This is a genomic window from Bradymonas sediminis (genome assembly GCF_003258315.1).
Taxonomy (GTDB): Bacteria; Myxococcota_A; Bradymonadia; order Bradymonadales; family Bradymonadaceae; genus Bradymonas; species Bradymonas sediminis.
In genome coordinates this window covers 1,066,048-1,092,444 of the sequence record NZ_CP030032.1, presented here as the reverse complement: position 1 = coordinate 1,092,444, position 26,397 = coordinate 1,066,048, and the positions used below count along the sequence as shown (strand labels likewise).

24 protein-coding genes and 1 other RNA gene are annotated in these 26,397 nt (G+C 60.8%); 6 read left to right on the top strand and 19 right to left on the bottom strand.

Annotated elements, in window-relative coordinates:
* The first annotated feature begins 190 nt into the window (after positions 1–190).
* Positions 191–985, top strand: coding sequence for a DUF6261 family protein (locus DN745_RS04115; protein WP_111332423.1), 795 nt, complete (start codon positions 191–193; stop codon positions 983–985).
* Positions 986–1,426: 441 nt separating this feature from the next.
* On the opposite strand, the gene DN745_RS04110 is transcribed toward DN745_RS04115, so the two are convergent.
* The gene (locus DN745_RS04110) at positions 1,427–2,656 is read right to left on the bottom strand and encodes a DUF4145 domain-containing protein (RefSeq protein ID WP_111332422.1); all 1,230 of its coding nucleotides are present in this window, start codon (positions 2,654–2,656) and stop codon (positions 1,427–1,429) included.
* A 224-nt stretch (positions 2,657–2,880) separates the two neighbouring features.
* On the opposite strand from DN745_RS04110, the gene DN745_RS19190 reads away from it, so the two are divergent.
* Entirely contained in the window at positions 2,881–3,099 is a 219-nt protein-coding gene (locus DN745_RS19190; protein WP_162687439.1) for a hypothetical protein, read from the top strand.
* 68 nt (positions 3,100–3,167) lie between these two features.
* The gene (locus DN745_RS04100) at positions 3,168–4,619 is read left to right on the top strand and encodes a flavin-containing monooxygenase (RefSeq protein WP_111332419.1); all 1,452 of its coding nucleotides are present in this window, start codon (positions 3,168–3,170) and stop codon (positions 4,617–4,619) included.
* Positions 4,620–4,634: 15 nt separating this feature from the next.
* Here DN745_RS04100 and DN745_RS04095 read toward each other — a convergent pair whose 3' ends face one another.
* From DN745_RS04095 to DN745_RS04045, 10 genes are all read right to left on the bottom strand, one after another.
* On the bottom strand, positions 4,635–5,258 hold the full coding sequence (locus tag DN745_RS04095) for a TetR/AcrR family transcriptional regulator (RefSeq protein ID WP_111332417.1): 624 nt from the start codon (positions 5,256–5,258) through the stop codon (positions 4,635–4,637).
* 45 nt (positions 5,259–5,303) lie between these two features.
* Positions 5,304–6,785, bottom strand: coding sequence for an SDR family NAD(P)-dependent oxidoreductase (locus tag DN745_RS19510; RefSeq protein ID WP_204355085.1), 1,482 nt, complete (start codon positions 6,783–6,785; stop codon positions 5,304–5,306).
* The gene (locus tag DN745_RS04080) at positions 6,782–7,951 is read right to left on the bottom strand and encodes a hypothetical protein (protein WP_133621747.1); all 1,170 of its coding nucleotides are present in this window, start codon (positions 7,949–7,951) and stop codon (positions 6,782–6,784) included. Before DN745_RS04080 ends, DN745_RS19510 begins: the two co-directional genes overlap by 4 nt.
* A gap of 89 nt (positions 7,952–8,040) precedes the next feature.
* The gene (locus tag DN745_RS04075; protein WP_133621746.1) at positions 8,041–9,264 is read right to left on the bottom strand and encodes an alpha/beta hydrolase family protein; all 1,224 of its coding nucleotides are present in this window, start codon (positions 9,262–9,264) and stop codon (positions 8,041–8,043) included.
* A gap of 10 nt (positions 9,265–9,274) precedes the next feature.
* Entirely contained in the window at positions 9,275–10,792 is a 1,518-nt protein-coding gene (locus tag DN745_RS04070; RefSeq protein WP_111332412.1) for a DUF4185 domain-containing protein, read from the bottom strand.
* Between the two features lie 297 nt (positions 10,793–11,089).
* Positions 11,090–11,320: an RND transporter gene (locus DN745_RS04065; protein ID WP_111332410.1), complete on the bottom strand. Its 231-nt coding sequence runs from the start codon at positions 11,318–11,320 to the stop codon at positions 11,090–11,092.
* 228 nt (positions 11,321–11,548) lie between these two features.
* Positions 11,549–11,944, bottom strand: a transfer-messenger RNA (tmRNA) gene (gene ssrA, locus DN745_RS04060).
* 272 nt (positions 11,945–12,216) lie between these two features.
* Positions 12,217–12,684 carry an SsrA-binding protein SmpB gene (gene smpB / locus DN745_RS04055; protein ID WP_111332408.1) on the bottom strand — a complete coding sequence of 156 codons (468 nt, stop codon included), beginning with the start codon at positions 12,682–12,684 and terminating at the stop codon, positions 12,217–12,219.
* Between the two features lie 97 nt (positions 12,685–12,781).
* Positions 12,782–13,267, bottom strand: a complete 486-nt coding sequence (locus tag DN745_RS19185) for a hypothetical protein (protein WP_162687438.1) — start codon at positions 13,265–13,267, stop codon at positions 12,782–12,784.
* A 192-nt stretch (positions 13,268–13,459) separates the two neighbouring features.
* The gene (locus tag DN745_RS04045) at positions 13,460–14,659 is read right to left on the bottom strand and encodes a hypothetical protein (protein ID WP_111332406.1); all 1,200 of its coding nucleotides are present in this window, start codon (positions 14,657–14,659) and stop codon (positions 13,460–13,462) included.
* Between the two features lie 483 nt (positions 14,660–15,142).
* Between DN745_RS04045 and ffh the strand changes: the two genes are divergently transcribed.
* Entirely contained in the window at positions 15,143–16,753 is a 1,611-nt protein-coding gene (gene ffh, locus DN745_RS04040) for a signal recognition particle protein (RefSeq protein ID WP_111332405.1), read from the top strand.
* 18 nt (positions 16,754–16,771) lie between these two features.
* Positions 16,772–17,512, top strand: a complete 741-nt coding sequence (locus DN745_RS04035; protein WP_111332404.1) for a hypothetical protein — start codon at positions 16,772–16,774, stop codon at positions 17,510–17,512.
* Positions 17,513–17,783: 271 nt separating this feature from the next.
* On the opposite strand, the gene rpsI is transcribed toward DN745_RS04035, so the two are convergent.
* From rpsI to DN745_RS04005, 6 genes are all read right to left on the bottom strand, one after another.
* On the bottom strand, positions 17,784–18,179 hold the full coding sequence (gene rpsI, locus DN745_RS04030) for a 30S ribosomal protein S9 (RefSeq protein ID WP_111332403.1): 396 nt from the start codon (positions 18,177–18,179) through the stop codon (positions 17,784–17,786).
* Positions 18,180–18,190: 11 nt separating this feature from the next.
* Complete coding sequence (rplM, locus tag DN745_RS04025; RefSeq protein ID WP_111332401.1) at positions 18,191–18,622, bottom strand: 50S ribosomal protein L13; 432 nt, start codon at positions 18,620–18,622, stop codon at positions 18,191–18,193.
* Positions 18,623–18,864: 242 nt separating this feature from the next.
* Complete coding sequence (locus DN745_RS04020; RefSeq protein ID WP_162687437.1) at positions 18,865–19,668, bottom strand: outer membrane protein assembly factor BamD; 804 nt, start codon at positions 19,666–19,668, stop codon at positions 18,865–18,867.
* 373 nt (positions 19,669–20,041) lie between these two features.
* Positions 20,042–20,974 (bottom strand): hypothetical protein, encoded by a 933-nt coding sequence (locus DN745_RS04015; protein ID WP_111332398.1) that lies wholly within the window; start codon positions 20,972–20,974, stop codon positions 20,042–20,044.
* A 371-nt stretch (positions 20,975–21,345) separates the two neighbouring features.
* Positions 21,346–21,690 carry a hypothetical protein gene (locus tag DN745_RS04010; RefSeq protein ID WP_111332396.1) on the bottom strand — a complete coding sequence of 115 codons (345 nt, stop codon included), beginning with the start codon at positions 21,688–21,690 and terminating at the stop codon, positions 21,346–21,348.
* A gap of 251 nt (positions 21,691–21,941) precedes the next feature.
* Positions 21,942–23,996: an AMP-binding protein gene (locus DN745_RS04005; RefSeq protein WP_111332395.1), complete on the bottom strand. Its 2,055-nt coding sequence runs from the start codon at positions 23,994–23,996 to the stop codon at positions 21,942–21,944.
* A 294-nt stretch (positions 23,997–24,290) separates the two neighbouring features.
* Between DN745_RS04005 and DN745_RS04000 the strand changes: the two genes are divergently transcribed.
* A complete protein-coding gene (locus tag DN745_RS04000) occupies positions 24,291–24,629 on the top strand; it encodes a hypothetical protein (protein WP_111332393.1) in 339 nt (112 codons plus the stop codon).
* Here DN745_RS04000 and DN745_RS03995 read toward each other — a convergent pair.
* Both DN745_RS03995 and DN745_RS03990 read right to left on the bottom strand, forming a co-directional pair.
* The gene (locus DN745_RS03995) at positions 24,622–25,989 is read right to left on the bottom strand and encodes a GAF domain-containing protein (RefSeq protein WP_111332392.1); all 1,368 of its coding nucleotides are present in this window, start codon (positions 25,987–25,989) and stop codon (positions 24,622–24,624) included. The two genes, DN745_RS04000 and DN745_RS03995, sit on opposite strands and share 8 nt — an antisense overlap.
* 40 nt (positions 25,990–26,029) lie before the next feature.
* A complete protein-coding gene (locus DN745_RS03990) occupies positions 26,030–26,332 on the bottom strand; it encodes a hypothetical protein (RefSeq protein ID WP_133621745.1) in 303 nt (100 codons plus the stop codon).
* Between the last annotated feature and the right edge of the window lie 65 nt (positions 26,333–26,397).

The following is a 26,397-nucleotide window of genomic DNA, read 5'->3' as shown; positions in this document are numbered from 1 at the left end:
CCCCCCACCCACCCAAATGCTACACTCCCCCCAGCACTGAAAAACCAGAAGGGGTGTTAGCCGTATCTACGCCTGCGAAGCCGCGCACTCGACGCATCATATGCACGTCGAGCTGCGCTAAATTCCGGCCCTTGAATGCCGGAGTCAACAATTCAAGTCCGGGCCGACCCGGACGAGGAAGGCAACTCGTATGTTTAGCGATATCACCAAGATGCTCGATTTGCGCGTGATGGATACCGGCAGCAAGCGCCACGTGCTCGACAAGATGGCCGCGGGTGTGGCCGCGCTGGGCGACGCGCGGCTCTCCCGCCTGCACGCCGACGCGCTGGCCCAGACCGCGGTCGCCAGCGAAGTCAACCTGCAATGGCTCAACCAAAAGGAGATCAATGACACCGCCCGCAGCGACGCCCGCGCCATCGACCACGACCTGGACCGCCAGCTCGGGAGCCTGCACACCATCTTAAAAACCTTCGCCGAGCTGCCCACCGGTGGCCCGGCGGCCGCCCACGCCCGCAGCGTCATCGACGCACTCTTCGTACGCGGCGTCGCCCCCTACACCACCCTGAGCTTCAACCAAGAGCACGACCAGGTCCGCACGCTTATCGCCAAATTGCGCAGCGATCACGCCGCCGCGATCGCCGCCGTCAACCTGAGCGATATGGTAGACGACCTCGAAGCCCTGAACACCGAATACGGCCGGGCGCTCAACAAGGACGTGCTTCGCATCAGCTTCGAGAAGGTCACCCAGGCGCGCCGCCAATCCGACACCGCCTTCCACACCTTCCTGCTCGCCCTGATCGGCCACATGGCCGACCAACCCGACGCGCTGAGCGAGCACCTCGAGCCCCTGCGCGTCCAACAAAAACGGCTCGCCACGTACCTGCGCCGCCACAACGCCTCGCCCACCGTCGACCCCGAAACCGGCGAGCCGATGGAGCCGCCCGAGCCCCTCGATGAGGTCGTCGCGCCGGCCGAACCCGTCTAACTCCACCGCCCTCCCCCAACCGACGCCGGCCCGCGCTTCGATGCGCGAGCCGGCGTCGCCCTTTTTGCACAGCCCGATTTTGAGGCCTCACCCCTCAAAAATGCCACTGCTGCCCCAGATTTGAGGGCGAAGGGCTCAAAAAATGCCACCGATGGCTTAAATTTGAGGGCTTGCCCCTCCACAAGCGCCACTGCCGCCCCAGATTTGAGGGCTTGGGGCTCAAAAAACGTCACTGACGCTCCAAATTGGGAGGGCACAGGCCCCAAAAGACGCCACTGATGGCCCTGATTTGAGGGCGAAGGGCTCAATTCTGGGCGTTCGCTTCCAAATATTGGGGGCTTGGGGCTCCCAGGATGCGACGCCGCGGCGACTCGCAGCCGCGAACCGACCGAAGGGAGTCAGCGGCGAGGCCGAGGCCTCCTCATCAAACATAGAAAGGGCTTAATCGACATCTCCATCTAGCCTCAGACGCAGCCCGTCCGGCGTGATCCAGCGGGCCAGCGGACGCGCACGGTTCGTATCGCGGCGAAGATCCTGAAACCAGATACCTCGATGCGCCTTGAACTGGTGAAGGTACTCGCGACCGTTCGACGCGAAGACGAACGGAATCTCGTACTCAAGACCGTCGATGGCCCAGGGGCTTGGCGACGGCGGCGCGTAGTCAGCGAGGTCCCAGGCGCGGCTGCAGCGCTTCGCCTGCTCGATGCCGCCCTGGATGGGCTGATCCCAGCGCTTGGCCTCGACGATGGCGACCGGCGTCAGTCCGTCGAAGAGCACATAATCGGCGGGGCCAGCGGCCGTGGGCACCTCGGCGATGGCGAGTTGTTTGCCCTCTTCGGGGCGCGCGCCGCTGGCCCAGCGAAGCTCGTCTGTGTCGGCGCGCCAGCCGCGTTGGCGAAGCTGGGCGTCGATGATCGCGCGGGTCTCCTGCTCATCGAGCTCGAAATTCTCACTCGCCTGGCGCATGCGCGATTCGCGCTCGACCCGCTGCTCGCCGCTGGCCGCTTCGGTCTGCGACTGCAGCCCGACCAGACGCGCCTCGTACTCCTCGGCGAGCGCCTGGAAGACATTTCGCTCCTCGCGGAGTTGGTCGAGCAGATCTTCGGCCTCGGCGCGGCGGTGTTTTTCACGCAGCGCGCGCTCGTTGGCGTCGATGACAGCCTTTTGGGCGTCATCGATGGCCGCCTGCAGGTTGCGATTCTCACTCAAGACCTGCTGGCGCTGCGCGCTCAGGTCCGGCGGCTCGACGAACGGACCCGCAGTAAATTTGCCGTCGCGCCCAAACGAGCGATGAAACCAGATGGCGATCTTGCGGGTCAGCCGCAAATAATTGGTCGCCACGCCCTTCGCGTTATCCAAAAACACCTCGCCGTGGACCACGTCGTTGGCGTTCATGCGAACCTCGTGGAACAGGTCCTTGATATCGTCTTGGAACGCCGATTCCCGCTCCAATCGCACGAGCATCTGGTAAAACGAAACACCTTCGTCCAGATAAATCCCCACATACGCCGCGGTCTCTTTGGCGAGCAATTCGGCGAGCATGCGAATCTGCATCATGCACGCGGTCGGGCTGATGCTGGCGAGTTGCTCGGCCTCGTAGCCGATCTTAGCGAGTCGCTCGTCGTGCTCGGCGAGGAAGGCGAAATTTGATTTGTGGGACGTTTGAGACATGAGGTGACTGCTCGAGGGCGACCTGAAGTGATTACTTCCCCGAATTTGCGGCTCGGAAGCGCGTAAGAGTAAATTACAAGCACGGCGACTTAGGCGCAACCGAAGCAAAACAAAAAAGCAATCTTCGTATGCGAATTGACCCAATGCGATGGATGCTTTCTGGTATCCATCCCACAGCCGGTCTTTCCTCCCTTGCTGCCCTTGTGGACTTCTCCCGATGGCGTGTGTTTGACGGCGTATTGACCTCCTCGGTCTCTCGGCGAAATGTTGTTGAAACCGGCACCTTCGTCACCCAAACGGTGCTCGCCGAAATCCAGAAGATCGACCAGCAAATCGAGGAGCTTCGCGGCGGTCGAAAGTCAGAGACCGCGCTGGTCGCTAATGTCGAAGATCTTCTGAGCCGGACGCGCGCACTTATTCGCGAGAGCTCTGCGGCGGGGTGATGTTAGGGGCACACGAGGCGCCATGTATACACCTTGTATCAGCTCATAAAAAAGAATAGGCTTTCCTCATGACAACACCGCACGTGGACATCCTTATCATCGGCGCCGGGCTCTCGGGGATCTGCGCCGGGCACTACGTACAGACCGAATGCCCAGACATGTCCTTCGCAATCCTTGAGGGTCGCGCTGCGCTCGGGGGCACCTGGGATTTATTTCGCTACCCGGGGATTCGCTCCGACTCCGATATGCACACGCTCGGCTTCTCGTTTCGCCCCTGGCCCAACCCCCAGGCGCTCGCCGACGGGCCGTCAATCCTACGGTATTTAAATGACACGGTTGAGGCGTGCGGATTGACCTCAAAGATCCACTATAACCGGCGCGTCGAGACGGTGCGTTGGTCCTCCGAAGACGCGCGCTGGACGGTGATTTCGCGCTGCGCCGACACCGGCGAGGAGTCGGCGCGCACATGTAATTTCGTGTGGTTTTGTACGGGTTATTATCGCTACGAGCGCGGCTATATGCCCGACTTTAAAGGGGTTGAGCAATTCGACGGCGAGCTGATTCACCCGCAGCGCTGGCCCGAAGATATCGACTTCGACGGCAAGCGCGTCGTCGTCATCGGAAGCGGCGCGACCGCGGTCACCTTGCTCCCCGCGATGGCCGAGCGCGCCGCCCATATCACCATGCTCCAGCGCTCGCCGAGCTATGTGATGTCGGTGCCCAACCGCGACGTGTTCTCCCAATGGGCGACGCGCCTTTTGGGCGACGCGCGCGGCGCCGATATGACCCGATGGAAGAATATCCTGCGCATGATGCTCTTCTACCAATACGCCAAGCGTCTGCCGAAGAGCGCCCGACGCTTCATCCTCGAGCCGGTGCGCAAAGCGGTGGGAGACATCCTCGACGTCGACACCCACTTTAACCCGGCCTATGACCCCTGGGACCAGCGGGTGTGTTTCGTGCCCGACGGCGACTTCTTCGAGGCGCTGCGCCGGGGCGATGCCTCGGTGGTCACCGACCATATCGAGCGATTCACCCCGACCGGCATCGCCCTTCGCTCCGGCGAGCACCTCGACGCCGATATTGTCATCAGCGCCACGGGGCTTGAGGTCCAGGTCGCCGGCGGCGCGCGCATCGAGGTCGACGGCCAAACCGTCGACCCTGGCCAGCGCACCATGTACAAGGGCGCGATGCTCAGCGGTGTGCCGAACGCCGTCATCTCGCTGGGTTATACCAACGCCTCGTGGACCCTAAAATGCGAGCTGATCAGCCAGTGGACCTGTCGGCTGCTCAAGCATATGGAGGAGCATCACCATCGGGTCTGCACCCCACGATTGCCGCCGAACGAAGACATCCCACAGCCCCTCATTGACCTGAAATCGGGCTATATCCAACGCGCCATGGGCAAACTCCCCACCCAGGGTAAACGGCTGCCGTGGCGCCTCTATCAGAATTACTTTCTCGACCGCGCGCTATTTCGCTACGCGCGGGTGAGTGATGGCGCGTTGGTATTTGAGTGACGGCCCGCGGCGCCCTTACTCCTCAGGTAACCGCGTCACGCCACCGCCCGCCGGGGCGAGCAGCGTGGCGGTCGCCAGGCGCATCATCACGGCGCGCGCGCGCTCGACCATTTCGGCCTCGACGCGGCGGCCCTCGTCCTGCAGCACCGTGCGCGCGATGGACTCAAGCGCGATGAGCAGGCTGCTCACCAGCAGCGGGTCGCAGGTGTCGGGCAGGTCGTCGGCCAGGGCTTCTCGGACGAGTTCGGCCAGCGCCTTGTGGGTGCGCATTCGCGGCGCGTAGAGCGGAGAGTCGGGGCTCTGAGCTTCGCCGCCGAGCAAATAAACAAGTCGACCGAGGGTGCTGACCCCGGCGAGGTGGGCGTCGATGCAGCCGGCGACGACTTCGGCCGGGGTCTCGGCGCGCTGGATCGACGCGCGGCAGTTCTTCAGAAGCATCTCGGTGCCGAACTCGTAGAGCGCGAGCATGACGGCTTCGCGGTTCGAAAAGAACCGATAAAACGTGCGCCGCGAGACGTCCGCGCCCTCCAAGATCTGTTGGACCGGCACACGAGTGCCCTGGTCGGCGAAGACGCTCATCGCACCGGCGAGGATTTTAGCCCGGGTAGGCTCCGAGTTATCGCTGGAAGTTCGACTCATGAAGTATTTGGGGCCGCAGGAAGTGGGATATGCAGGCCCTTGGTTCTAGTGCTCGTCGGGTTCAATCGCAAGGGTCGATATGGTCTGGGCGAGCATTTGGTAGTGTCCGACAAGCATGCAGAGCTCGATGATTTCATCATCGGTCAGGACCTTTTGCAGCCCCCGCCAGGTGGCAGACCCCAGGGCGCGCGCGTCGTGAATCTCATCGACCGCGCGCAGGATAGCGTAGCGCCTGGGCGACCATCGCCGCGCGCTCAAGGTGTCTTCGCGCAGGGCATCGATATCATCCCGAGTCAGCCCATAGCGTTGCCCGATCCGGACATGATGCTGCCACTCGTAGGCGCAGTCCATGCGGTGGGCAACCCGCAGGATGACCATTTCTGTCTCGCTGCGCGGCAACCTCCCGAAGGGCATCAAGGCGCCGGCAAAGACAAGCCACGGACCAAATAATCTGCGGTGGCGCCCCAGGGTCGCGAAAAGATTCGGGCGGCCGGTACCGGTCGCCACGCCCAAGGCGCGGCAAATGAGCTCATTAATAGGTCCGAGCTGGCGCGGCGTGCCCGGGTGGATGCGTGGCCTCGGGGTCGACTCTTGGGCCTGCGAATCGTCAAGATCAGAAGTTGGCGGCGCTGCTGAAGCGTCAGGCGCGCGCGCGCTCTCAAGCGTGTCGATGGACTGCCCCCCGTCGGGTTGCAAGGTCGTCAGGGTTGAGCGCTCGCCGCGCGCGGTCGCGACGACCTTGGCGATCTTTTTGCGCACCACCTGGTCCACGACGCGTTGGACTATCGCGCGCGCGGGCAGCGCCGGGCCGACCCACCAGGGCGAAGCTATGGTGCGTGAGCGCTGCCGGATCCCCTGCTCGAGCGCGTCGATGGCGGGCTGCAGCGGGGCCAGACCAGTGAGCGTGCCGTGGGGTGTGCCGGCGAAGACGCGCGCCGCGCGGGTGTCGAAGCCGCGGCGGGTCATGTCGGTGTCGAGCTCGGCGAAATACGCGATCCCCACTCGCGCGCCGGTGGGCGCAAGTTCGCCGCGCAGCGCGTTTCCGAGCGCCTCGGTTCCTGCTTTGGATGCTGAGTAGGCGCCCATCAGCGGCACGTGCACCGCGGCGCCCAAAGAGGCCACCAGCAGCATATAACCGTCGCGATGCGCCACGTGCGGCCCGGCCACCCGGAGCGTGTCATAGGTGCCCTGCAGGTTGACGCGCATCACGGTGTCAAAGACCTGGGGGTCGCCGCCGATCAGCGGAAGTTGGGCAGCGATGCCCGCGTTTGCCACGACCACGTCGAGGCCGCCGAGCGCGTCGACGGCCGCGGCGACGGCGCGCTCCACCGAGGCGCGCTGGCCGACATCGCACTCTCCGATATATTCGGCGCCGCAACGCCGCCCAACCTCCTGTAATAATTCGGGTTCCAGGCCGATCAACGCCAGCCGAGCGCCCTGCTTTGCGAGGCGCTCGGCGAGCGCGGCGCCGATGCCGCGCGCCGCCCCGGTGATTAGAATACGTCGATTCTTCAGGCTCTTTTTCATGGTCTCTCTATCGTACAGCTTTGAGGCAGTGATGGAATCGTCTCAGTGAGCAAGGGCGAGGGGCCAGCGGCGGCGTGCGCGGCGAAGAAGTCGAGCATCAGCGCTCCGGTGACTTCCGGGTGCAGCGTGTGCCCGCCGTCATGCCAGCAATCAATCACCACCCGCCCGTTGGCGACCAGCGCGTCCCGCGCAAACTCGCCGGCCTCATCGAGGCTCGCGCGCCCTGGCGCTCCAGGGACCAGATCATTCGGCCCCCCGCGCGACAATAGAATCGCGGCAGAGCCCGCATCTATCGGCGCCATCTCGGGCCATTGCCAGTCGACCACCGGAAACCCGAGCGTCGCCTGCAGCGCGATGCGCAGATTCTCCTCCTCATTCGCCCACAAGCCGGACTCACTGACAAACGCTCGCAGAAGGTCCGGATATTTGGAGTGAATGAGATTTGCGATGGTGGCGCCCGCGCTGAATCCAAAGGCAAAAACTTGCCCCTCATCGGCCGCTTGATGCTCGACGAGGCAGCCGACGACCGCCTCGAAAAACGGAAGATCGACGTTGGGGTCATCGGTGCGAATATCCCAGTCCAGGCCAGCGACCGGCTGTAGATTTGTGTCTTCCATGAGCACCAGGATGAACGGAAGATCGGCGCGCGCGTCCGGCTCAATCCCCATATTGAGCATATGCTGGCGGAAGCCATGGGTGTCATCCCTCGGCGAGCCTGGCCCGCTAAAGCCATGAAAACCAAAGACAATCGCCGGCGGGACCGATGCGTCTGCGGGCAAGTCGAGATGATAGGTGCGCTCGGTGCCCGCGACATCGACCGTGTTCCAGCCCTGCCCTACCGTCGTGCCGTCTGGGCACTCGAAGTAGGGCGTCGAGGGAGTCCCCGGGTCACCGGTCCCGGAATCCGGATCCGAGGCAGCATCGGGCGACGTGGCAGCGTCGGGCGACGTGGCCGCATCAACTCCACTATCCGGCGCCTGCTGCGCGTCGGGCAAATCACCGGAATCCGGCGACGCAGTGTCCCGACCGGCGTCCGTCGCGTCCGTGTCCGAGACCGCCACGTCGGAGGTTTCGGAGAACTCAGAAAAGTCCTCTGCGCAACCGAAAAACAGCGTAGAGCTTGCCAGGGCGAGCAGCGAAAGTCCTCGAATAATATCTCGTTTCACGATTCTCTCCTCAATATCAAGGTCATGGTGACGCACCATCGTGCGCGCGAAGCCAGCATTCAGAAACAATTTATGGGTATTACCTCGTCTCAGGGTCTCAGTATCGCGCAGCTCCCGGGCAGCCCTGGGAGGCCTTCGTAGAGCAGCGGCGAAAGGCCGATGTGGGCGTGCGCAGCGAAGAAGTTGAGCATCAACGAACCGCGCACCTCCGGGTGCAGCGTGTGCCCGCCGTTATGCCAGCAATCGACCACGACCCGCCCGTTGGCCAACAGCGCGTCTCGGGCGAAGCCGCCCGCCTCATCCAGGCTCGCCGGCACCGGCGAGCCTGGGATGAGATCGTGGGGGCCGCCGCGGGTCAGCATCACCGCCGCCGTCCCCGCGTGAATGGGCTCCAGGGCCGGCCACTGCCAATTCACGATCGGAATACCCAGCGTGACCTGATGGGCGATGCGCAGGTTATTCGCCTCGTTGGCCCACAGCCCTGACCCGGTGACAAACGCGCGCAGCACGTCCGGGTATTTGGAGTGAATGAGGTTCGCGATCGTCGCACCGGCGCTGAACCCGAACGCAAAAACACGGTCTTCGTCGGCCTTTGCGTGTTGGGTCAGACAACCCACGACCGCCTCAAAGAACGGAAGATCGACGTTCGGATTATCGGTGCGCAGATCCCAATCGAGTCCCCCGGGTGGCAGGCGATTCACATCCTGCATCAGGACCAGGATGAACGGAAACCCGGCGCGCGCGTTGGGATGAAGTCCCAGGCCGAGCATCTCGGCGCGAAAACTGAGCAGGTCAATCACGGGCGGAATCACCGCTGTAAACCCATGAAATCCAAAGACAATCGCCGGGGGTCGCGAGGTATCCGCGGGCATATCGATATGATAGCGGCGCTGGTCCACGCCAACCTGAACGGTGTTCCACCCCGGCGTGACGGTGCTGCCGTCCGGGCAATCAAAGCGCGTGGGCGGGGGCGGGAGACCGACGTCCGGGCTGGAGTCGGGCTCGTCCGTGACGTCCGGCCACTTCGCCGCATCCGGCGCATCCCCCGCCCCGGCGTCATCGGCGGCGAAGGCGTCTCCGTCATCGTGGCCGTCGTCTGGCACGTAGACATCATCTTCCCCAAACTCCGCATCCCGCGCGTTCTCAGCGTCGAGGAAATCCCCCGCGTCCGACCCGAACGCATCAGCGTCGGTGTCCGACACCGCCGCGTCCGAGGTCTGCGACGAAACCATGGTCGCGTCCCCGCAGCCGACAAATAACGTGGCGATCGCCAGCGCGAGCAACGATAGTCCTCGAATATAACTCAGCATCACAATCCTCTCGTCATTGAAGGGTCATTGAGACGTCAACGGTGTGCTCGAAAAGAACCACGTTATACGGAGTCCAGGTGGAGACGACGTAGGGCACCGACAGACGCCAGGTGTCCTCGCCGCGCTGCTCGGCGCGGATAAGCGGGAGCGGATATGGCGCGTAGAGTCCGGCTTCGGCGCAGCGCCAAATCGCGTCGCCGTGGCAGGCGCCGGAGTCGGAGCAACAGTGCTTTGAGAGAAAGAGCGGGTCCGACATATCGATGACGCGGGTGCGCTGCCAGGGACCGGTGGGCTCGCGGCTCACCAGCAGATGAATGGCATTGGAACCTTTTATCTGCTGAAACATCATCACAAAGAGGTCGGCCTCGGGGACGTATTGCACGCCCAACTCGCCGATGCCGCGGTGCGACTCGTCGATGATCGCCGGGAGCGCCGCGCGCTCGGGCTCGCTGAGCGCGGTCGGGTCCACCCAGGTGTTGGATTGCGGGTTATAGATCTCAAAGCCGCCCGGCTGCTCGATCGCGGTGACCGGCTTGCGCGCCAGGTGCACGCCGTCTTTGCGGTAGCGCCCGGTGCCAAAAAGGTAGAGCTGCCCGTCGTGCTCCACCGGCGCGTTTTGCACAAAGTGGCCGCCCAGCGCGCGGCCGTCGATGAGGTCATCAACGGCGTATAGAATTTGGTAGAACAGCGGCGACGCCCCGGCAGAATTCCAGCGCGCAACAAACCCGCGCGACATCTCCCACTCGACCTCTTCGCGCACCCGCCCCGACCAGAAGATATAGGTCCCTGAATCGGTCGTGATCGCCCCGCTCGGCACCTCGAAGGAGCCTGCAAACGCGCCATGCTCCGACTCAAGCAAACGCCGCGTGACATAATTCGACAGCGGCTCGCCGGGCGGCGGCGCCAGAAAACCACCCTCAAAATCACGCTGGATGGCGGGGTCGCTGCGATGGGCGACCGACGGATCATCGGGGGTCACATAAAAGGCGAGGTCCCGACACAGCACCGAAAGATCGGCCTTCGCCGCCTCGAATGAAACATGTCCCACCGAGTCCGGGTCCTCGCCGATTCGCCAGATATCGCGGTAACCATGCGTGTCACCGAAGAAGAGGTGCAGCCGCCCGTCGACAATCGCAGGTGCGCCAAGATCGGTCGCGCGCAGGTTGAATCGGGTGTGGGTTTGATTGGCCGTCGGGCTGTCGACGCGCTCCGCGTTGATCATCTTGCAGATAAAACGCTCACCCACGGTGCTCACCGCGCTCACCTCGAAGACGCTGGCGGGCTCGGTGTTTGTGTCGCCCGGGCCACCCTCGCCACCTCCCGGCGCGTCGACCTCGACATCGGGCAGCGGCGGGCTCGCGGCGTCCGATATATCCGTTGGTGTCTCGGCATCAAGAACATCGCTCGACGCCTCGATTTGGCCCGCGTCGGAGGCACCCTCGGCGTCGGACGCATCGAGCGTCGACGACGAAAACGAGCCGCTTGCGCAGGCAGAGAGATACAGGACCAGGCATAGTAAATATCGTTTCATGCGACCAAGTATACAGACTGTATACTGGCCTCGCAAGTCGCAGATTAACTGGAGCGAAATTCAATTTTTCCCTCTCAATACCCCTCCTAAATCGGCGCCTCCACAGATTCACAAATGGAGACAGGACTCCGGGGATAGAGCTATGCCGCGCGCTCTTCGTAGGCCGTGTTAGCGATGGCTGTGTTTATCTTTGTCAGCGCCTGCGGCGCTATAGGGACGCCAAGCGCGGGGGCTCACGCGATGCCGCTGGCCGGGGGTTCCCCCAACCCTTTCTAGATAAATGAATTCCTCAAGCGCTCAGGATTTCTTCGCGCGGGCGACGAGCGTGTCACCCGCCTTCCAGAGCAACAAAAGCCAGGGCGCGCCGTGGAAAAACAGGTCGAAGATATCGATCGGCCGGGCGAGTTGGCCGTCGAAGAGCATGCCGAGCTTCTCAAAGATATGCGGGGGGATAAACGGCGCCAACCCGAGGGTGAGGCAGGCGAGTATCACATAGGTCCAGGAGAGATTTCGAATCCAAGCAATCATGGTATTTCGCCTTTAAAGTTGGTGCGCGCCGCGGGTTTGTTACCGAGCCAGGCAATCGGTCACGCGGTGAGACAACGCGCAGCATAACCTTCAAATTTCCGCCCCAAAAACAAAGAGGCACCACCTCTGACACATATTTCGTCCATCAAGTGACCCCACAAAGATCACCGCTCAATCAACAAAAAAGCCCCGCCCTATCGATCGCGTCGATAGAGCGGGGCTCTGTAAATATGGAGGCGGCGGGAATCGAACCCGCGTCCGCAGAATATCCACTGAACGCTACTACGTGTGTATTCCGTGATTGGTAGTTTTACCTCCAGCTAAACACTGTCCACGGACAGGCCATGCCGCAAGAGGGCTCTTCGAAATGTCGTCGCAGGGCGAAGGACGAAGCCCCTGAGACCAAGCCTACTGGTTGACGTCCCATAAGACCCGCAGGCGAGGACTTATGTGGACGGGTGAGGGGTTACCTCACATCGTTAGCAAGGGATGCTTACGCAGCCATTGCATACTGGTTGTTTTGATTGCCAGTTATAAAATTCTCGACAGGATTTACGTGGTCACCAAGAAACCCACGACACGCAACGTTCGCTTCAATTTCCACGTCGAAACCAGGGCGCCCCCTTAATGGTTTGAGGTCAAATTTACGAAATCCGACGCCAACCAGGGTCAAACCGGTGTGACATGCGTTCTACATACTCTTATGGGGCTTTTCAAAGAACCGAAGCTTTTTTGCCTTCACGCTTAGGATGAGCGAGCCTTCAAAAAGGTTTCAAAACATCCGGCGCTGGAGAGAACTTAGGCACGGGCCGCGGAGAAGTCAAACTTCGCGCGGATTATTTTTCATCCCGGTTGCTGCTATTTCGAGGGAAATGCATCAACGCGGCGACAATTACTCAGCCCTCATTGTGGCGCGCAGCCGCCCGAGCCATCTCGCGCTTGGCCTGGCTCTTCTTGAGGTCGTGGCGCTTATCAAAGAGTTTCTTACCCCGACACAACCCCAGCTCAACCTTGACGTTGCCGCCTTTGAAATACAAGGCCAGCGGGATGAGGGTGGTGCCCGAGACGTTGAGCTGGTGCTCGAGGCGGTTCAGCTCGCGCCGGTGCATCAAGAGCTTCCGGTCGCGCTCAGCCTCGTGGTTCTCGTGGGTCGCCTGGGGGTACGGGGCGATATGGACCTTATGCAGGAAAAGCTCGTGGTTTTCAAACCGTGCGTAGGCGTCCTTGAGCTGAACCTTGCCGTCGCGCAGGCTCTTGACCTCGCTGCCCAGCAATTTCACCCCGGCCTCGAACTCTTGGTCGACATAATAATTATGCCGGGCCTTCCGATTGCGCGTGATGATCTTTATTTTTTCGTCAGCCATCGCATTCACCGTAAGCTTAGATGCTTGTCACGTTGAGCCTTAAGCCGCGGCGCCCGCGCCGGAGCGCGGGCGCCGCGAGGTCCTCACCCCAGCGATCTTATTTACGAGACGCCTGGTTGCAGACCAGCTTAAGGATATTGCCTTCTTCGAATAGGATCTCCACCTTGGTGGGCGAGACCAATTCGAGCACAAAGCCAAGTCCGAATTTGGGGTGATTCACGGTATCATTTTCGGTCAACTCGACGTCGATCGAATAGGGCTTGGCCGCGTTGATATCCGTCTCTTCACGCAACTTCTCGAACGCCTTAACGGCCGACTCGGGAGACTCAAAATAGGTCTTGTCGATGATGCCCTCGACCAGACTCTTATTCTGCTTGCGCTGCGCCGCGGTCATCCGTTTCGGGTTGGCCTTGAGCGCATTTTCGGGAGCTGCTTCGAGGAGCCCGTCGTCGATGGTGCTGGGCTTAAAGCCCGAATCATCATCATCATCGTCGTCGTAACTTTCGGGCTCGACGTCCTCAAGCTCCACATCTTCGTCGGACAATTCAATTTCGTCGTCTTCGAATTCCTCTTCGTCGCTCATATCTGCCTATCTGGTGGAAGCTAATTTAAAAGTCTAAGTCAAATACAGATTCAACAGCGATGCCCCATCCACCGCGCCCCGAAGGGGCGTGTATTAAATGGAGCATCTGCGCGCATTTTATGAACCGCGCTCAAGGTAGTGTCAAGCGCCCAAAGCGGGTCGCATATCGTGACACCTTGAGCGCGTGGGCGATTATTCGGTCGGCGCCGCTTTCTCCGCCTCGGCCTGCTTCGCCTCGTCGGCGCCCTGGCCTTCGGCGGGTTTGTCGCCCGGGGCGGCCTTCTGCTTGGCGGCCGCGGCGTCCTGGCGCATCTTCTCACGCACATCAGAGCCGACCTTGAGCACCGCGTCCAGCGGCACCTGAGCGGTGATGCTCAGGTCTCGGCGACCCGGCTCGACCTTCACGATTTCAAAGCCCTTGGGCGAGGCGAGCTTTGAGAAGTCGGCCTCCGGCGAGATGCCGGTGGCCTCGACCACCACCGAGATCAACGCCGGCTTGAGCTTCTCTCGAATCGCGAATTGCTGGATAATACCGCGTTGCTTCTCATCCTTAATATTCAGGCGCACGCGCTCATTTTGCTTCTCGGCGTAGTATTTCTCGACCTCGGCGACGTCCTGCTTGATATCAAAGATAATCAGCTTGTTCTCCGCGTCGTAGCGGTCCTCGGCGACGAGCTTGGGCTTGGCGGTCTTATTAAAATACTCGAGCATCTCGGCGCGACCGGCCTCAAAGCGCAGGTTCGACGCGCGCTCCTGGACGCGCTTGCGCACCATGGAGTTGGTATAGAGCGCCGGAATCTTCTCGTAATACTGCGCCCCCTCGACCTTCTTGCCCTGCTCCACCAACTTCTTGGCGTGATTCTCGTAAGCCTCCACGAGCATCGTATTGAGGCGCGGCTGCTTGGGCGAAATCGCGAGCCCCTTGCGCGCGACCTGCTCGAAGGTCGCCATGTCCTCGGCGGGGTCAACGGCGTTGGCCCAGTCGGTATATAATTTAATCAGGTCGCGCTCGAGCAACTCCTTCTGACTCTTCTGTTTGGTGCTCAGCTTCTGCGCGGCCTCCCCCTGGACATCGAAGCCCTGGGCTTTTTGCAGGGCGAGGAAGCTCTCCTCGGCTGCGGCAAACTCACCGCGAAGTTGCTTCACCGACGCCATCAAGCGCAGGCCTTCGAAGCTGTCGGGGTCCCCCTTAAGCACCGGCTCGAGATGCTTCTCGGCAACATCGGGCTTAGAGTTAATCACCGCCATCTTCGCGGCGAGCAATTGCTCCTCAGGGCTCTTCTCGCACCCGCTGATGCCGACCGCGCCCGCGACCAGCAGTCCAGAAACCAACGCGGCGTTGAGCAGGCGGCGCCAGGAATTATTCACGTGGAAGGTCATCATATTCTCCATGTCTTTATTCCGCGTCTTGTTGCGCAGGCGCGTGAATCAGATCGGTATAATTTAAGGACTAAAAAACCAAAACCGGGGTGGCTCCTTCACGACAATCAAACCGGCCACCATTCAGATACCCGATTCTTAGCATATCTGCGCCCCATTGCCACCTCTGGTCGCGAGGATTCCGCGCCGAAGGACCAGTGAATGAGTTGACAGCCTTAGAGGCAGTGACTAGGTTGCGCCCAGCCTGACGGAACCGGCATAATCGCTCTTTTCCGCGCTTCAATTACTCTACCTCTAGAGCGTTGCGCGGCGCGGGGCATTGGCCATCCGCTCCTACCGCTATGCTCGAAAATACGCAATTTTTGTCGCATGATGGCCGCACGCCCAACCAATATGTTGGTGGGAACAAAGAGTCACAGCGATTGGTTTTGTCGCGCGAGGGTCGCGCGTTTTCGTGTGCAAATCAGATTTTAGAGAAAGGGATCTACCATGGCTATGTTCGACGTAGTTGCGAAAGGTTTTCGCGACGTGCGAAATCGCTTCGAAGGAAAACGCGAGATCACCGAAGAGAATATCGACGGTGCGCTAAAAGATATACGAATGGCGATGCTTGAAGCGGACGTCAACTTCCGCATCGCGAAGGGATTTATTGAGCGGGTCAAAGAGACCGCGCTTGGTGAGATTGTTCGGGTCAAGGCAAAGGCCGGCGAAAAGGTCGAAGTCACCCCGGGTGACCACTTTATCCGGATCTGCCACGACGAGCTCGAGAAATTGCTCGGCCCGGTCGACACCTCGATCATGTATAGCAACCCGCGCCTGGGACCGACCAAGATCATGATGGTCGGCCTGCAGGGCTCCGGTAAAACGACCACCACCGGCAAGCTGGCCAAATACCTCAAAGAGCGCGAAGGCAAAAAGCCGCTATTGGTCGGCGCCGACGTCTACCGCCCGGCCGCCATCGAGCAGCTTCGCGTGCTCGCCAAGCGCATCGACGTCCCGGTTCACGCCCGTGAAGGCGGAGACCCGGTCGAAGTCTGCCGCGAGTCGCTCAAGATCGCCGAAGAGAAAGGCTGCGACGTCATCCTCTTTGACACCGCCGGACGCCTGGCGGTCGATGACGTCCTGATGGACGAGCTTGAGATGATCGTCCAGCAGACCAAGCCCGAGAATATCTTCCTGGTCGCTGACGCCATGATCGGTCAGGACGCCGTGAACACCGCCAAGGAGTTCAACGCGCGCCTCGAGGTCGACGGCTTCATCATGACCAAGCTCGACGGCGACGCCCGCGGCGGCGCGGCGCTCTCGATCAAAGAGGTCACCGGCAAACCCATCAAATTTATCGGCCTCGGCGAGGACCTCGACGCGCTCGAGGAGTTCCGCCCCGAAGGACTCGCCAACCGGATCCTCGGATTTGGCGACGTCATGGGCCTGATGGACCGCTTCGAGCGAACCCTGAGCGAAGAAGACGCCGCGCGCGCCGAAAAAGACGCGATGCGCATGCTCTCGGGCAAATTCGACTTCAACGACTTCTATAACCAGCTCGCCCAGATCTCCAAACTCGGCTCCATGAGTGAGCTGATGGAGATGATGCCCTTCGGCGCGAGCATGCCCGAAGGCGCCCAGGTCGACGACGATGACCTGGCCAAAATCCGCGCGATCATCCAGTCGATGACCGAGCAGGAGAAGAGCCACCCGGAGTTGCTCACCCAGCAGCCCAACCGCGTGCGCCGGATCGCCAAAGGTTCGGGCAGCCCGCTGGAGAAGGTCGAGCAGGTCATCCAGCAGTTCAATATGATGCAGGGGATGATGCAGCAGTTCTCCAATATGGGAGGCGGCTTCCTCAATAAGATCCCGGGCCTCAAGCAGCTCAACCAGCTCCGCCAGATGAAGGATATGGATATGGGCGCGCTGATGGGTGAATTGATGGGCGGCGGCGGCCCCGACATGGGCGGCGGCGGTCTTCCGGGCATGGGCGGCATGAATTTGCCCCCGGGCTACACCCCGCCTGGCCACCATCGCCAGGCGATGGGCGGGCCGAACTCCAAATCATTGGCGCGTTCCAAACGCAAGCGTAAACGCAAGCGCACTGGAAAACGCAAGAAGTAACATAGAAGTAGACCAAGCATGTCCAACCTGAGTCACACGTGTATCCACCACCAGGCCGCGCCAGCGATCGCCATCTGCACCGAATGCGATGGCGATATCTGCGCGGCCTGTCACGGCACCGATCTGCGCGGGTATTGTATCTGCGCGGGGTGCCGTGAGAAATTCGCCCCGCCCCAGACCGCCTGGGAGGATCCGCAGACGGACTTCTCCCCGGCGACCTTCGGCAGCACCTTGTGGGATGCCTTGAAGTCGCCGCGCACCTTCTTCACGAAGGTGCGCCCGACGGGGCCCGCGGCGCCCGCGGTAAGCTTCGGGTTGATCTCGATGACCGTGGGCATGCTGTTTAGCAATACCTGGAAGCTGCTCTTCATCGACGCCTTCGGCGAGGCGCTGGCCGAACTCGCTAAAGAAATGGCGGCGAGCATGGAGATGGTGCGCGCGTCGATGTTTCTGGCGGTGCCCCTGCAGGTCGGACTCGCGTTCCTGCTGCATCTGGGCGCCCTGCATATGGCGCTTAGAATCGCCGGAGCACGGCCAAAACTCTCGGCCACCGCGCGCATCGTGGGTTATGCCTCAGCCGGCTATATCCTGATGGTTTTGCCGCCCATTGGAGAGTTTATGCTCGGCCACTTCATGGCCATTATGTGGGTCTTCAACCTCCAGATGGGCGCCCTGACCATGCACTACCGGCTGGGCACCTGGAAGACCCTGGCGGTCGTCATGGGGACGCTGCTGATTATCCTGCCCCTGGCATTCTAAAGCCGCACAAAAAGTTCAACAAAAGCCCCGCCAAGCCCTCGCGCTTCGCGGGGCTTTTTCGTGGGCGGCGGCGCGCAATAGCGCCGAGTAAATAGCAAAAGCCCCGCCCTTCCGAAGAGGAAGGAGCGGGGCTTTTGGATGCTGCCTCGAGGCCCGGTGGTCTGGGATAGTATCTTCTGAAAGAAGAAGCCCCGCGACGCACCTGGCTCGAAAGATTCCGACTCTCCGGACTCGCCATCCGAAGATGGCGTGCCCGGGGAATCTGAGGTGATCAACGCTTCGAGAACTGGAAGCGAGCACGAGCACCTTTCTGACCGTATTTCTTACGCTCTTTGACGCGCGCGTCGCTGGTCAAGAAGCCGCCCGACTTAAGGGTCGAACGAAGCTCGGGGTTGTAGATCTCGAGAGCCCGGGCGATTCCAAGCTTCACAGCGTCGGCCTGACCGCTTTTGCCACCACCGCTGACGGTAGCGTAGACATCGAAATTGCTCGACAGTTCAGCCAACTCAAGCGGCTGACGCAGAATCATCATCAGGGTGTCGCGGGCGAAATACTCATCCGCGTCCTGCTTATTAATGGTGATCGTGCCGTTGCCGGGGCGCAAAAAGACCCGAGCGCTAGCGCTTTTGCGCCGACCGATTGCGTGAAATTGTTCTAACTTCGCCATGCTCTATCTCCTCAGACAATCGGGTAGTTTTGGGGCTGCTGAGCCTCATGCGGATGATTCGGGCCAGCATAAACTTTCAGTTTTTTCAGGATCTGACGGCCCAAGGTATTCTTGGGGATCATGCCCTGAACCGCGAAGCGGATGATCTGCTCGGGGGCCTTCTCCAGAAGACTTCCAGCGGTGATCTCTTTGAGACCGCCGGGGTAGTTGGAGTGGCGTCGATACATTTTGTCATCAAGCTTGTTGCCGGTGAAGTTGATCTTCTCGGCGTTGATGCACACGACGAAATCGCCGCAATCGACATGGGGGGTGTAAATCGGCTTATTCTTGCCGCGCAGTAGATTGGCAATTTCGGTGGCCGCTCGACCGACCGTCTTGCCTTCAAGGTCGATGACGTGCCACTGGCGCACGACATCCTTCTCTTTGGCGCTAAACGTCTTCATCGTGAATCTCGTATGTATGGCGGGAGCCCAGGGCGCGCGCCGTGTCTGGTGAATAGATTTAAATACGATTAAAGAAGCAAAATTCTTAAGAACTAAATTCTCTCAACACACTCTAGTACCCGGTACGAACGACCCGTGCTCAAAAGCACAAACCCACGCGCCCGGACCGAGGGGCAAACCGTATATCCGGCCCGCCTCCGCATGTCAACTGGCAGTGATAAAAGCGGCGTGCGACAGCGGGTTTAACCCTTCTTATCCAGGTTATAGCGTCTCAGATAGTCGCGCGCCTTGCCCGCGAGATCGGAGTTGGGGTGATATTTAATCAGGTCATTCAGCGCGGTCTGGGCCCGCGGCAGCTCCCCCAATTCAATATAGGAGCGCGCCAGCAAGAAAAGGGCCTGCGGATCGAGGCCAAGACCGGAATAATTCTTGAGCAGGTAGCGCAAGCGCATGCCTGCGGCCTTGGGGTTGTCGCGCTCGAAATAGAATTTCGCGACATATAACTCGTGATCGGCCAGGCGCCGCCGGGCGATCCCCAGGCGCTTATTGGCCTCGGCGGCGTATTCGGATTGCGGATAGGCTTTCGCGAAGCGATCGAGCTCGCGCACCGCATCCTCAGTCTTGCGCAGATTACGCTCGTAGGCCGGCGGCAACAACCACCAGTCCTCGGGCATCAACTGATAGAATGCGTCGGCGACCCGCCACTGGGCGTAGGCAACCTTCGCGTGGGACGGATGCAATTGGACAAAGCTGCGGTACTGCTGCACCGCGGTGGCGTAGCTCTCCTGGGCGAAATAGGCGTCGCCGATGCCTAACTCGGCCAGCGGCGCGTATTTGCTATAGGGGAAGGTATTTCGCAGCGCGTTAAACTGGCTGATCGCCTCGAGGGTATTCCCCTTTTTGAGGTCCGTCTGGGCGGCCTGGTAGAGGCGCTCAGCGGCGTCGGCAAAGGTGCGCGGCTGGGCCGACGCGCCGGAGTCGCTGGCGCATCCGCTCCCCACCGCCACGCCCCCGAGGAGCAGGCAGCCGAGCAGTATACGGACCATCGTGGCACCGCGCGCTCCCTTCGGCGCGCGTCTTCTACGATCTTCGGGCATCCTTGGCATCATATTCCTATGGCATCATCAATGAAGTCGCGGGCCGCAAGCCCGACATCGACCCGGGCGCAGCAAGCCGCTGGCTACACTCTTTAGCCGCTTCTTTAAAATGAGTAAACCCGCCGAGCATCTCGACGAGTTAACCGCGCGTCGGCCAGCGAGCAAGGGGCGCGCGAGCACGCGATCGAGTGAGCGCACCGGCCAACAAAAGACCCAGCCCGCATCCTGAGGGATGCGGGCTGGGTGGCGCTCTCAACCGCCTAAACGATTGGGAGTTGTGATGCTATGGCAGCGGATACCGCCGCCATATCATCCGTGGGACTTAGAGACTGACCGTGACATCGGAGATGCCCAAGCCTTCGCCCTGCGAAATCCCCTGACATGCGGTGTAGTCGCCCTCAAGGGTGTTGCGGCTGACCGTGTTGTCGCAGACGCTGACCTTCCAGGTATCCAGGTCGTCGCCGGTCGGGCAGGTTCCGCCCCACTCCATCGGGGTGATCAGGTCGCCGGTCTCAATTTCGACCAGGCCACCGTTTTCGTCGAGGAACTCGACCAGAACGACACCGCCGCAGCCCATGGAGAAGGTCGCGTCGAACGACTCGGGGCAGACATCGTTGAGGCTCGGAGCCGTACCGTCGAGGACGAAATCGAAGTCGCCACGCTCGTTGATCTCGCCACCGCTGCGATCCTTGGATTCGCCGTTGACGGCACGACCATAAGCGACCGAGTTGTCGGCAGCTTTGGTCAGCATAATGCCGAAGATATCCGAACCCGGGTTGGTGCTGGCACACGCACCTTCGTCGGTGGTCGTGTCGAGAAGTTCGGCGAAGAAGTACGGAGCGGCCGGCGACTCACAGACTTCGTTGACGCACACGTCGCCCTCGATCGGGCAGTCTTCCGCCGTGGTGCACTCGGGGGTGGTTCCGCCGACGCAAACGCCAGCATCGCTGCAGGTCTCGCCTTCGCCGGTGCAGTCGGCGTCGATGGTGCACTCGGGGGTGGTTCCGCCTTCGAACACGCAGATGCTTCCAGCTTCGGTGCCGCGCGGCGCGCAGACTTCGTCGCCGGCGCAAACGCCAGCGTCGTCGGTGCAGTCGAGGGCGCAGAAGCCGGTGTCCTGGTTGCAAAGCTCTTCGTCGTAGCAGTCCGAGTCGACGAGGCAGGTGGCCTCTTCCTCGTCACCGCAAGCCACGAAGAGGCTCGATGCTGCGAAACCTACCAGAAGAATACCCATCCATTTTTGAAACTTTTTCATTTGTCTTCCCTATTTAGTTAAATGAACCAGATTAACAAACTTACGTTTGGACCGGGACCCAATCGACTTGGCGTCCTGTGTCCCATTGACTCCATGGCTGCTCAAGCAATTCCATGTCGGGGCGGTGTCGTTCGCGCCAACGAGAACCCTTCGGCTCGCGTCGATCGCACTCGACTCCCAACACGATGCAATTCCTCTGCCAGACTCACCAGCTAAGAGTAAATCTTTTCGGCGACCCTCACAAAGAAATCGGCAGCGGGTTCTTGCCATGGTCTTAGCATTGACTCAGCCATTCCGTCCAGATCCATCGAAACCCGCCAGGACGCGCTCGGCGCGCCCACGCCTTCTAATAGGGAGAATCGCCCAAAGAATCAAGAAAGCGGAATCAGACAGCGGGCGTCGGGGGCACACCTCGCGCGCGGGTCGTCGAATAGCTCGACGCACTCTTCATGAGCGCTGCAGCAATCCCCGGTGGCTTCACAGTTGTCCTGGGCGCCATTCAATTCGGAGTCGAAGCTATCATCCACGCATACCTTGACGGTCTCCTTCTCTGCAGATCGCTCTTTGGTGACCAGTAGGCAGCGGTTTTCGGGCGCAGCGCAATCCTCCTCCAGGCTGCACGCAGCCCGGCACATATCGCGAACGCACAAACTACCGCCGCTGCAATCGGAGTCAAAAAGGCAGGCGTCACCGACGTCGGCGCAGCCGCTCATCATAAAGAGCGCGACGACACCAAGGCTACGGGTGAATCTTGAGAGCGCCGCCAAAATTTGAGGAGACCCTCGATCCGCATGGTCTGTTTGGAGCATCGATCTCATGACAATAACCTTAAAACTATTTTTCCAGCTCCGATCGCCTGCCGAGCCCAACACGCGCCACGGCTTGGATCAACCAGTGAATGAGACATCGATGTCAGCGCCGGAGCACGACTACTCCAACCCCTGAGATGCGCTGATTGTGAGCGCGCTCAGGTATCGGAGAACCATCCACTGAGATGTTGTTGGACGCCGTCGCGCAGACGAGTCACGCTGCTCTGAGCGCGCGAGATTACCCTCTTCAGGGGATCGCGCTGCTCCGCGCGCGTGCGCCGGTCCAGGCGGTCGGCCAGGAAGAGCTCGCGCACCAGGGAACGGCGCACCTTACCGCTATGGGTTTTAGGCACCGAATCCGGTGACAGCGGAACGATGGTGTGCGGGTCCACGCTCAGATGCTTTTTCAGCAGGGTGCGCACCGCCCTCTCCACGTGTCTGGCCTCGGTGCCTGCCTGTAGTTCATAGCCGATCACAAGGAGACTGACTCCCGTTTGTGCGTCGGCCACCGCCTCTTTGCTGCCGGCCTGCGCTGGAGCACCATTAATATTGCCTTCTGCCGCCGGCACCGAAAATGCAACCGCGCTGCCAACCCGGATCCCGTCGACGGAGTTAACGAAGAGCTCGACTTCGTCGGGATAAAGAGTGCGGCCACGCGCGGTCCGAACCGCATCACAGGCTCGCCCAAGTATGTATAATTGCCCGTCGGCGACATAGCCTAAGTCGCTTGTCGCCAACCAGTCCCCCACCATTCGGGTCGCCTCGATCGCAGCGCCGTCGCTGCACGCCGGGCGCGGCGCGGCGTCTTCAGCGACATAGGTGCTCATGCAATTCGGCCCACGCACCCAGATTTCGCCGCATTCGCGCTCGCCCAACTCCCCTCCATCGTCGCCGACGATCTTGACGTCAACCCCCTCGACCGGTCGGCCGACCGAGACCAGATGAAGACGCTCGGCCGGAGAGTTCGCGCCCTCGGCCGGCAGCGGCTCAACGATGCCCTGGTTCTCCAAAACACGCCGGTTAATACCATCGAGCCCGAAGGGCTCACCGAGCCCGCCAAAGGTCACGGCGAGCGTCGCCTCGGCCAAGCCGTAGACCGGCAAGAAGAGGTCGTGTTTGAGCCCGTATTGGCTGAAACGTCTCTCAAACGCGTCCATATGCTGGGCGCGCACCGGTTCGGCGCCGCTCATCGCCACGCGCCAACTCGACAGGTCGAGCCCGCTGAGGTTGGATTGCTGACAGCGCCGAAGCGTGTAGTGATACCCAAAATTGGGCGCCACCGAGAGCGTGCCGCCGTGGCGAGAAATCGCGCGCAACCAGTCCTCGGGCTGCTGCAAAAAGCGCTCGGGATGGATCATGACCATATTGAGGCCCCAATATAGGCCGAAGCAAATAATGCCGACCAGGCCCATCGAGTTATAAGGGGGCACCCAGGAGACGCCGACGTCGTCGGGCTGCACGCGCAGCGCGCGACCGATGGCGAGCACGTTGGACAGAATATTGGCCTGGGACAACTCTACGCCGCGCATGCGCCCGGTCGCGCCGGCGGTCAGCTGAATATAGGCGGGGTTGGTCGGGGAGGCTGGGGAGTCGGCCGTCGCGGCGCCTGGGACGCCGTCGAGCAGCGCGCTGACCCCGCCGCAAAAATACAAGGCGCCGGCATCTGTGCGGGTTGGGGCTTGGCCTAAGTCAACGCCGCGCTCGGCGAGGATCACGCGCGCACCGAGGCGCTCGGCGTAGCCGGCGAAGCTGGGTTTTCGCGCCCCGTTTCGCGGCAACTTCGGGATGCGCGCGCGCTTGGGTTTTAGGGTGCGCGGCGGAGCAAAGGGGATCGGCGTGGCGCCGATGGCCTGGGCGCCAAAAAACGACCCGAGGAAATCAAAGCCGGTCGACTGCAAGAGCATCACGCGGTCGCCCGGAGCGACACCCTTGGCCTGCAAGCCCGCGCCGATGCGCGCCGCGTACGCCATGATCTGCTTATAGCTTCGGAACTCCTGGCCGCCCCGCGGGTCGACAATATAGACGCCCGCTCCATCATCGCGCAGCGCCGTGGCGCGCAGCACCTCGTCGAGGCGTGGCCATTGGGTGCGCCCCATAAAATCATCTTCGCCCCAGGACGCCACCCACTCCGCTTCCGCGGCGGGCAAATTTTTGGACGCGTCTTCTTGTTGAATAGCGAGGCCCAACGCGATCTGTTTTTTACCTCGAAGCATAATAATAACACGTCATCGGGTCATGGAATTCGAGTATTCGAGCATCCTAGCGCATGGGTCCTATATATTGAATGCCCGCGAGAAAAGTAGCATGGAATAGAAATACGACCCGTTGGTGCTTATTTATAGATCCATAAAGGCACGCGCGCGTTTATTTAATCGCGGGCGTACCGTTGGAGTTGCACTATCGCAGGAGTTTGCGAGCTAATTTAGGCAATGATAGAGCGATATGCTGCAGCAATTCACACTTCACAAATTTGAGGGCACACCATGAGCGCAACGATGTTAGGCATAATGACCTTTTTACTGCATGTGCTGATCCTAAAACTCGCCGTGGGCACGATGGGAGTGCCCAAGTCGAAGAATCGCTACACCAAAGCCCTCTTCGTGGTTTTGGGTCTGAGTTTGGCCGGTTTTGTTCTCGGCATGATCCCGATCATCGGCTGGATTAGCTGGTTTATCTACCCAATCCTGTGGATCGCGGTGATGATGAGCAGCTATAGCCTCAGTTTCACGAAGAGCGTCGCGGTGGCCGTCGTTCAAGTGATTCTAAAGCTAGGGCTATGGCTGCTGCTCAAGCTATTCGGGGTCAGCGTGCTCTTCTCAGACCTGATGACCTACGGCCTCAACTGATCTTCTCGTTGCGCATAATCTCGCCGTGAACGTATTGGGCGAGTTGGCGACCAATATAGGCAAGGGCGTTGGTTTCATCGGCCGAAAACCCGCCTGACGCCTTTTTATTCATGACCTCGATCGCGCCGTAAACCCTCCCCTCGTGTTGGATCGGCGCGCAGAGCAAGCCGTGGGTATCGTAGCCAAGCGACTCCGAGATCTCCTTGTAGAATCGAGGATCATTCTCGGCGTCGCTGATGGCCAGGCTGACGCCTTCGCGGGTGCAAAAGCCGACGATCCCCATGCCCATCGGCACGCGGAAGTCCATAATATCGGCGGCCTTCGGACCGCGCGCGGCGGCGAAATACAACTCTTGGCCATTCACATCGGCAAATAGAACGCTGCCACTCTCGGCGCCGATCTTCTCCATGGCCATGTCCATGACGAAGTCGATGACCTCTTGCATCGACTTATCGCCTTCGTGAATATCTTGGATCTCCAGGAAGATATCCTCGATCAACGACTCACTGACCTTCTCGTCGGCGCGGCCGAAGTCGACCGTACGATTCACATCGCTCTTGGTGCGCGATTCGCTGACAATGCGCGCGGCCGGCTGGTCGGATTTCTTCAGCGCGCTATGCGTGGCTGACCCGATGCGAATCCGCTTGTCTTCGGCCTCATAGATATGCTTATCGGCCTGCTCTTCGGCGGCTTTCTGTTCTGCTGCAAGCTTTGCTTCTTTGGCGGCTTTTGCCTCCGCAGCAAGCTTTGCCTCTTCGGCAGCTTTCGCCTCCGCAGCGCGCTTTGCCTCTTCGGCAGCTTTCGCCTCTGCAGCGCGCTTTGCCTCTTCGGCAGCTTTCGCCTCCGCGACGCGTTTAGCTACCTCAGCGGCTTTTGCCTCCGCAGCAAGCCTGGCCTCCTCGGCTGCCTTCTGCTCAGACGCGCGCTTCGCCTCTTCGGCGGCTTTCGCCTCCGCGGCACGCTTCGCATCTTCGGCCGCTTTGGCCTCCGCCGCACGCTTCGCATCTTCGGCCGCTTTGGCCTCCGCCGCGCGCTTCGCCTCTTCGGCCGCTTTGGCTTCCGCTGCATCGGCATTCACCGCGGGCGTCATGACGGTCTCAACTTCCTCCCCGCCATCAGCAGCGCTCTCGGCGTCGTCCTCCAATTCACGCAGCACGAAAACACGGCGGCTGACCGCATCGGTGACGTGGATGCTATTATCATCCTTAATATCGCACATCAGATTGCGCATGATATCGCTGCCTTCGCCGGTGCGCTCTAAGCCCGACTTTAAGGCGGCCATCCAGTTCTCGGCGTCGACCGTAATCGACTCGTCAAACCCATCGGCTTCGACTGATGGTATAAAGACTTCGTACAACATTCACGCCTCCTGCGGCGTATCGTTAATTTATATTAGGAACTTATTCTGGTTGCTTAATACCGCAAGACTTCCCACGACACCCGCCACCACCGTGTCGCGTATCGCGCTTTTCGCTGCCCTCCACAAAATAGCCGTGGTCATCGAGTTCGTAGGCGTCCACCCAGCAGGCCGACCCATCCTCGCGGTCGAGAGTCGCCTCACAATGGAGGCAGACATCAATAATCTCGGAGTCTTGGTCGAGCTCGCAGGCGCTGAGCACCTCGCGCTCACACGCATCGCAATAGAGCAAGAGAAACGCCGGCTCGGCCGGGTCTACGGGGTTCTGCATGAATTCTGGGGACATAGATTCCAATCTGGGAAGCGAGGGTTTTATCCCGCTGTCTAGTTGCGGACTCATTTCTTGTCTAC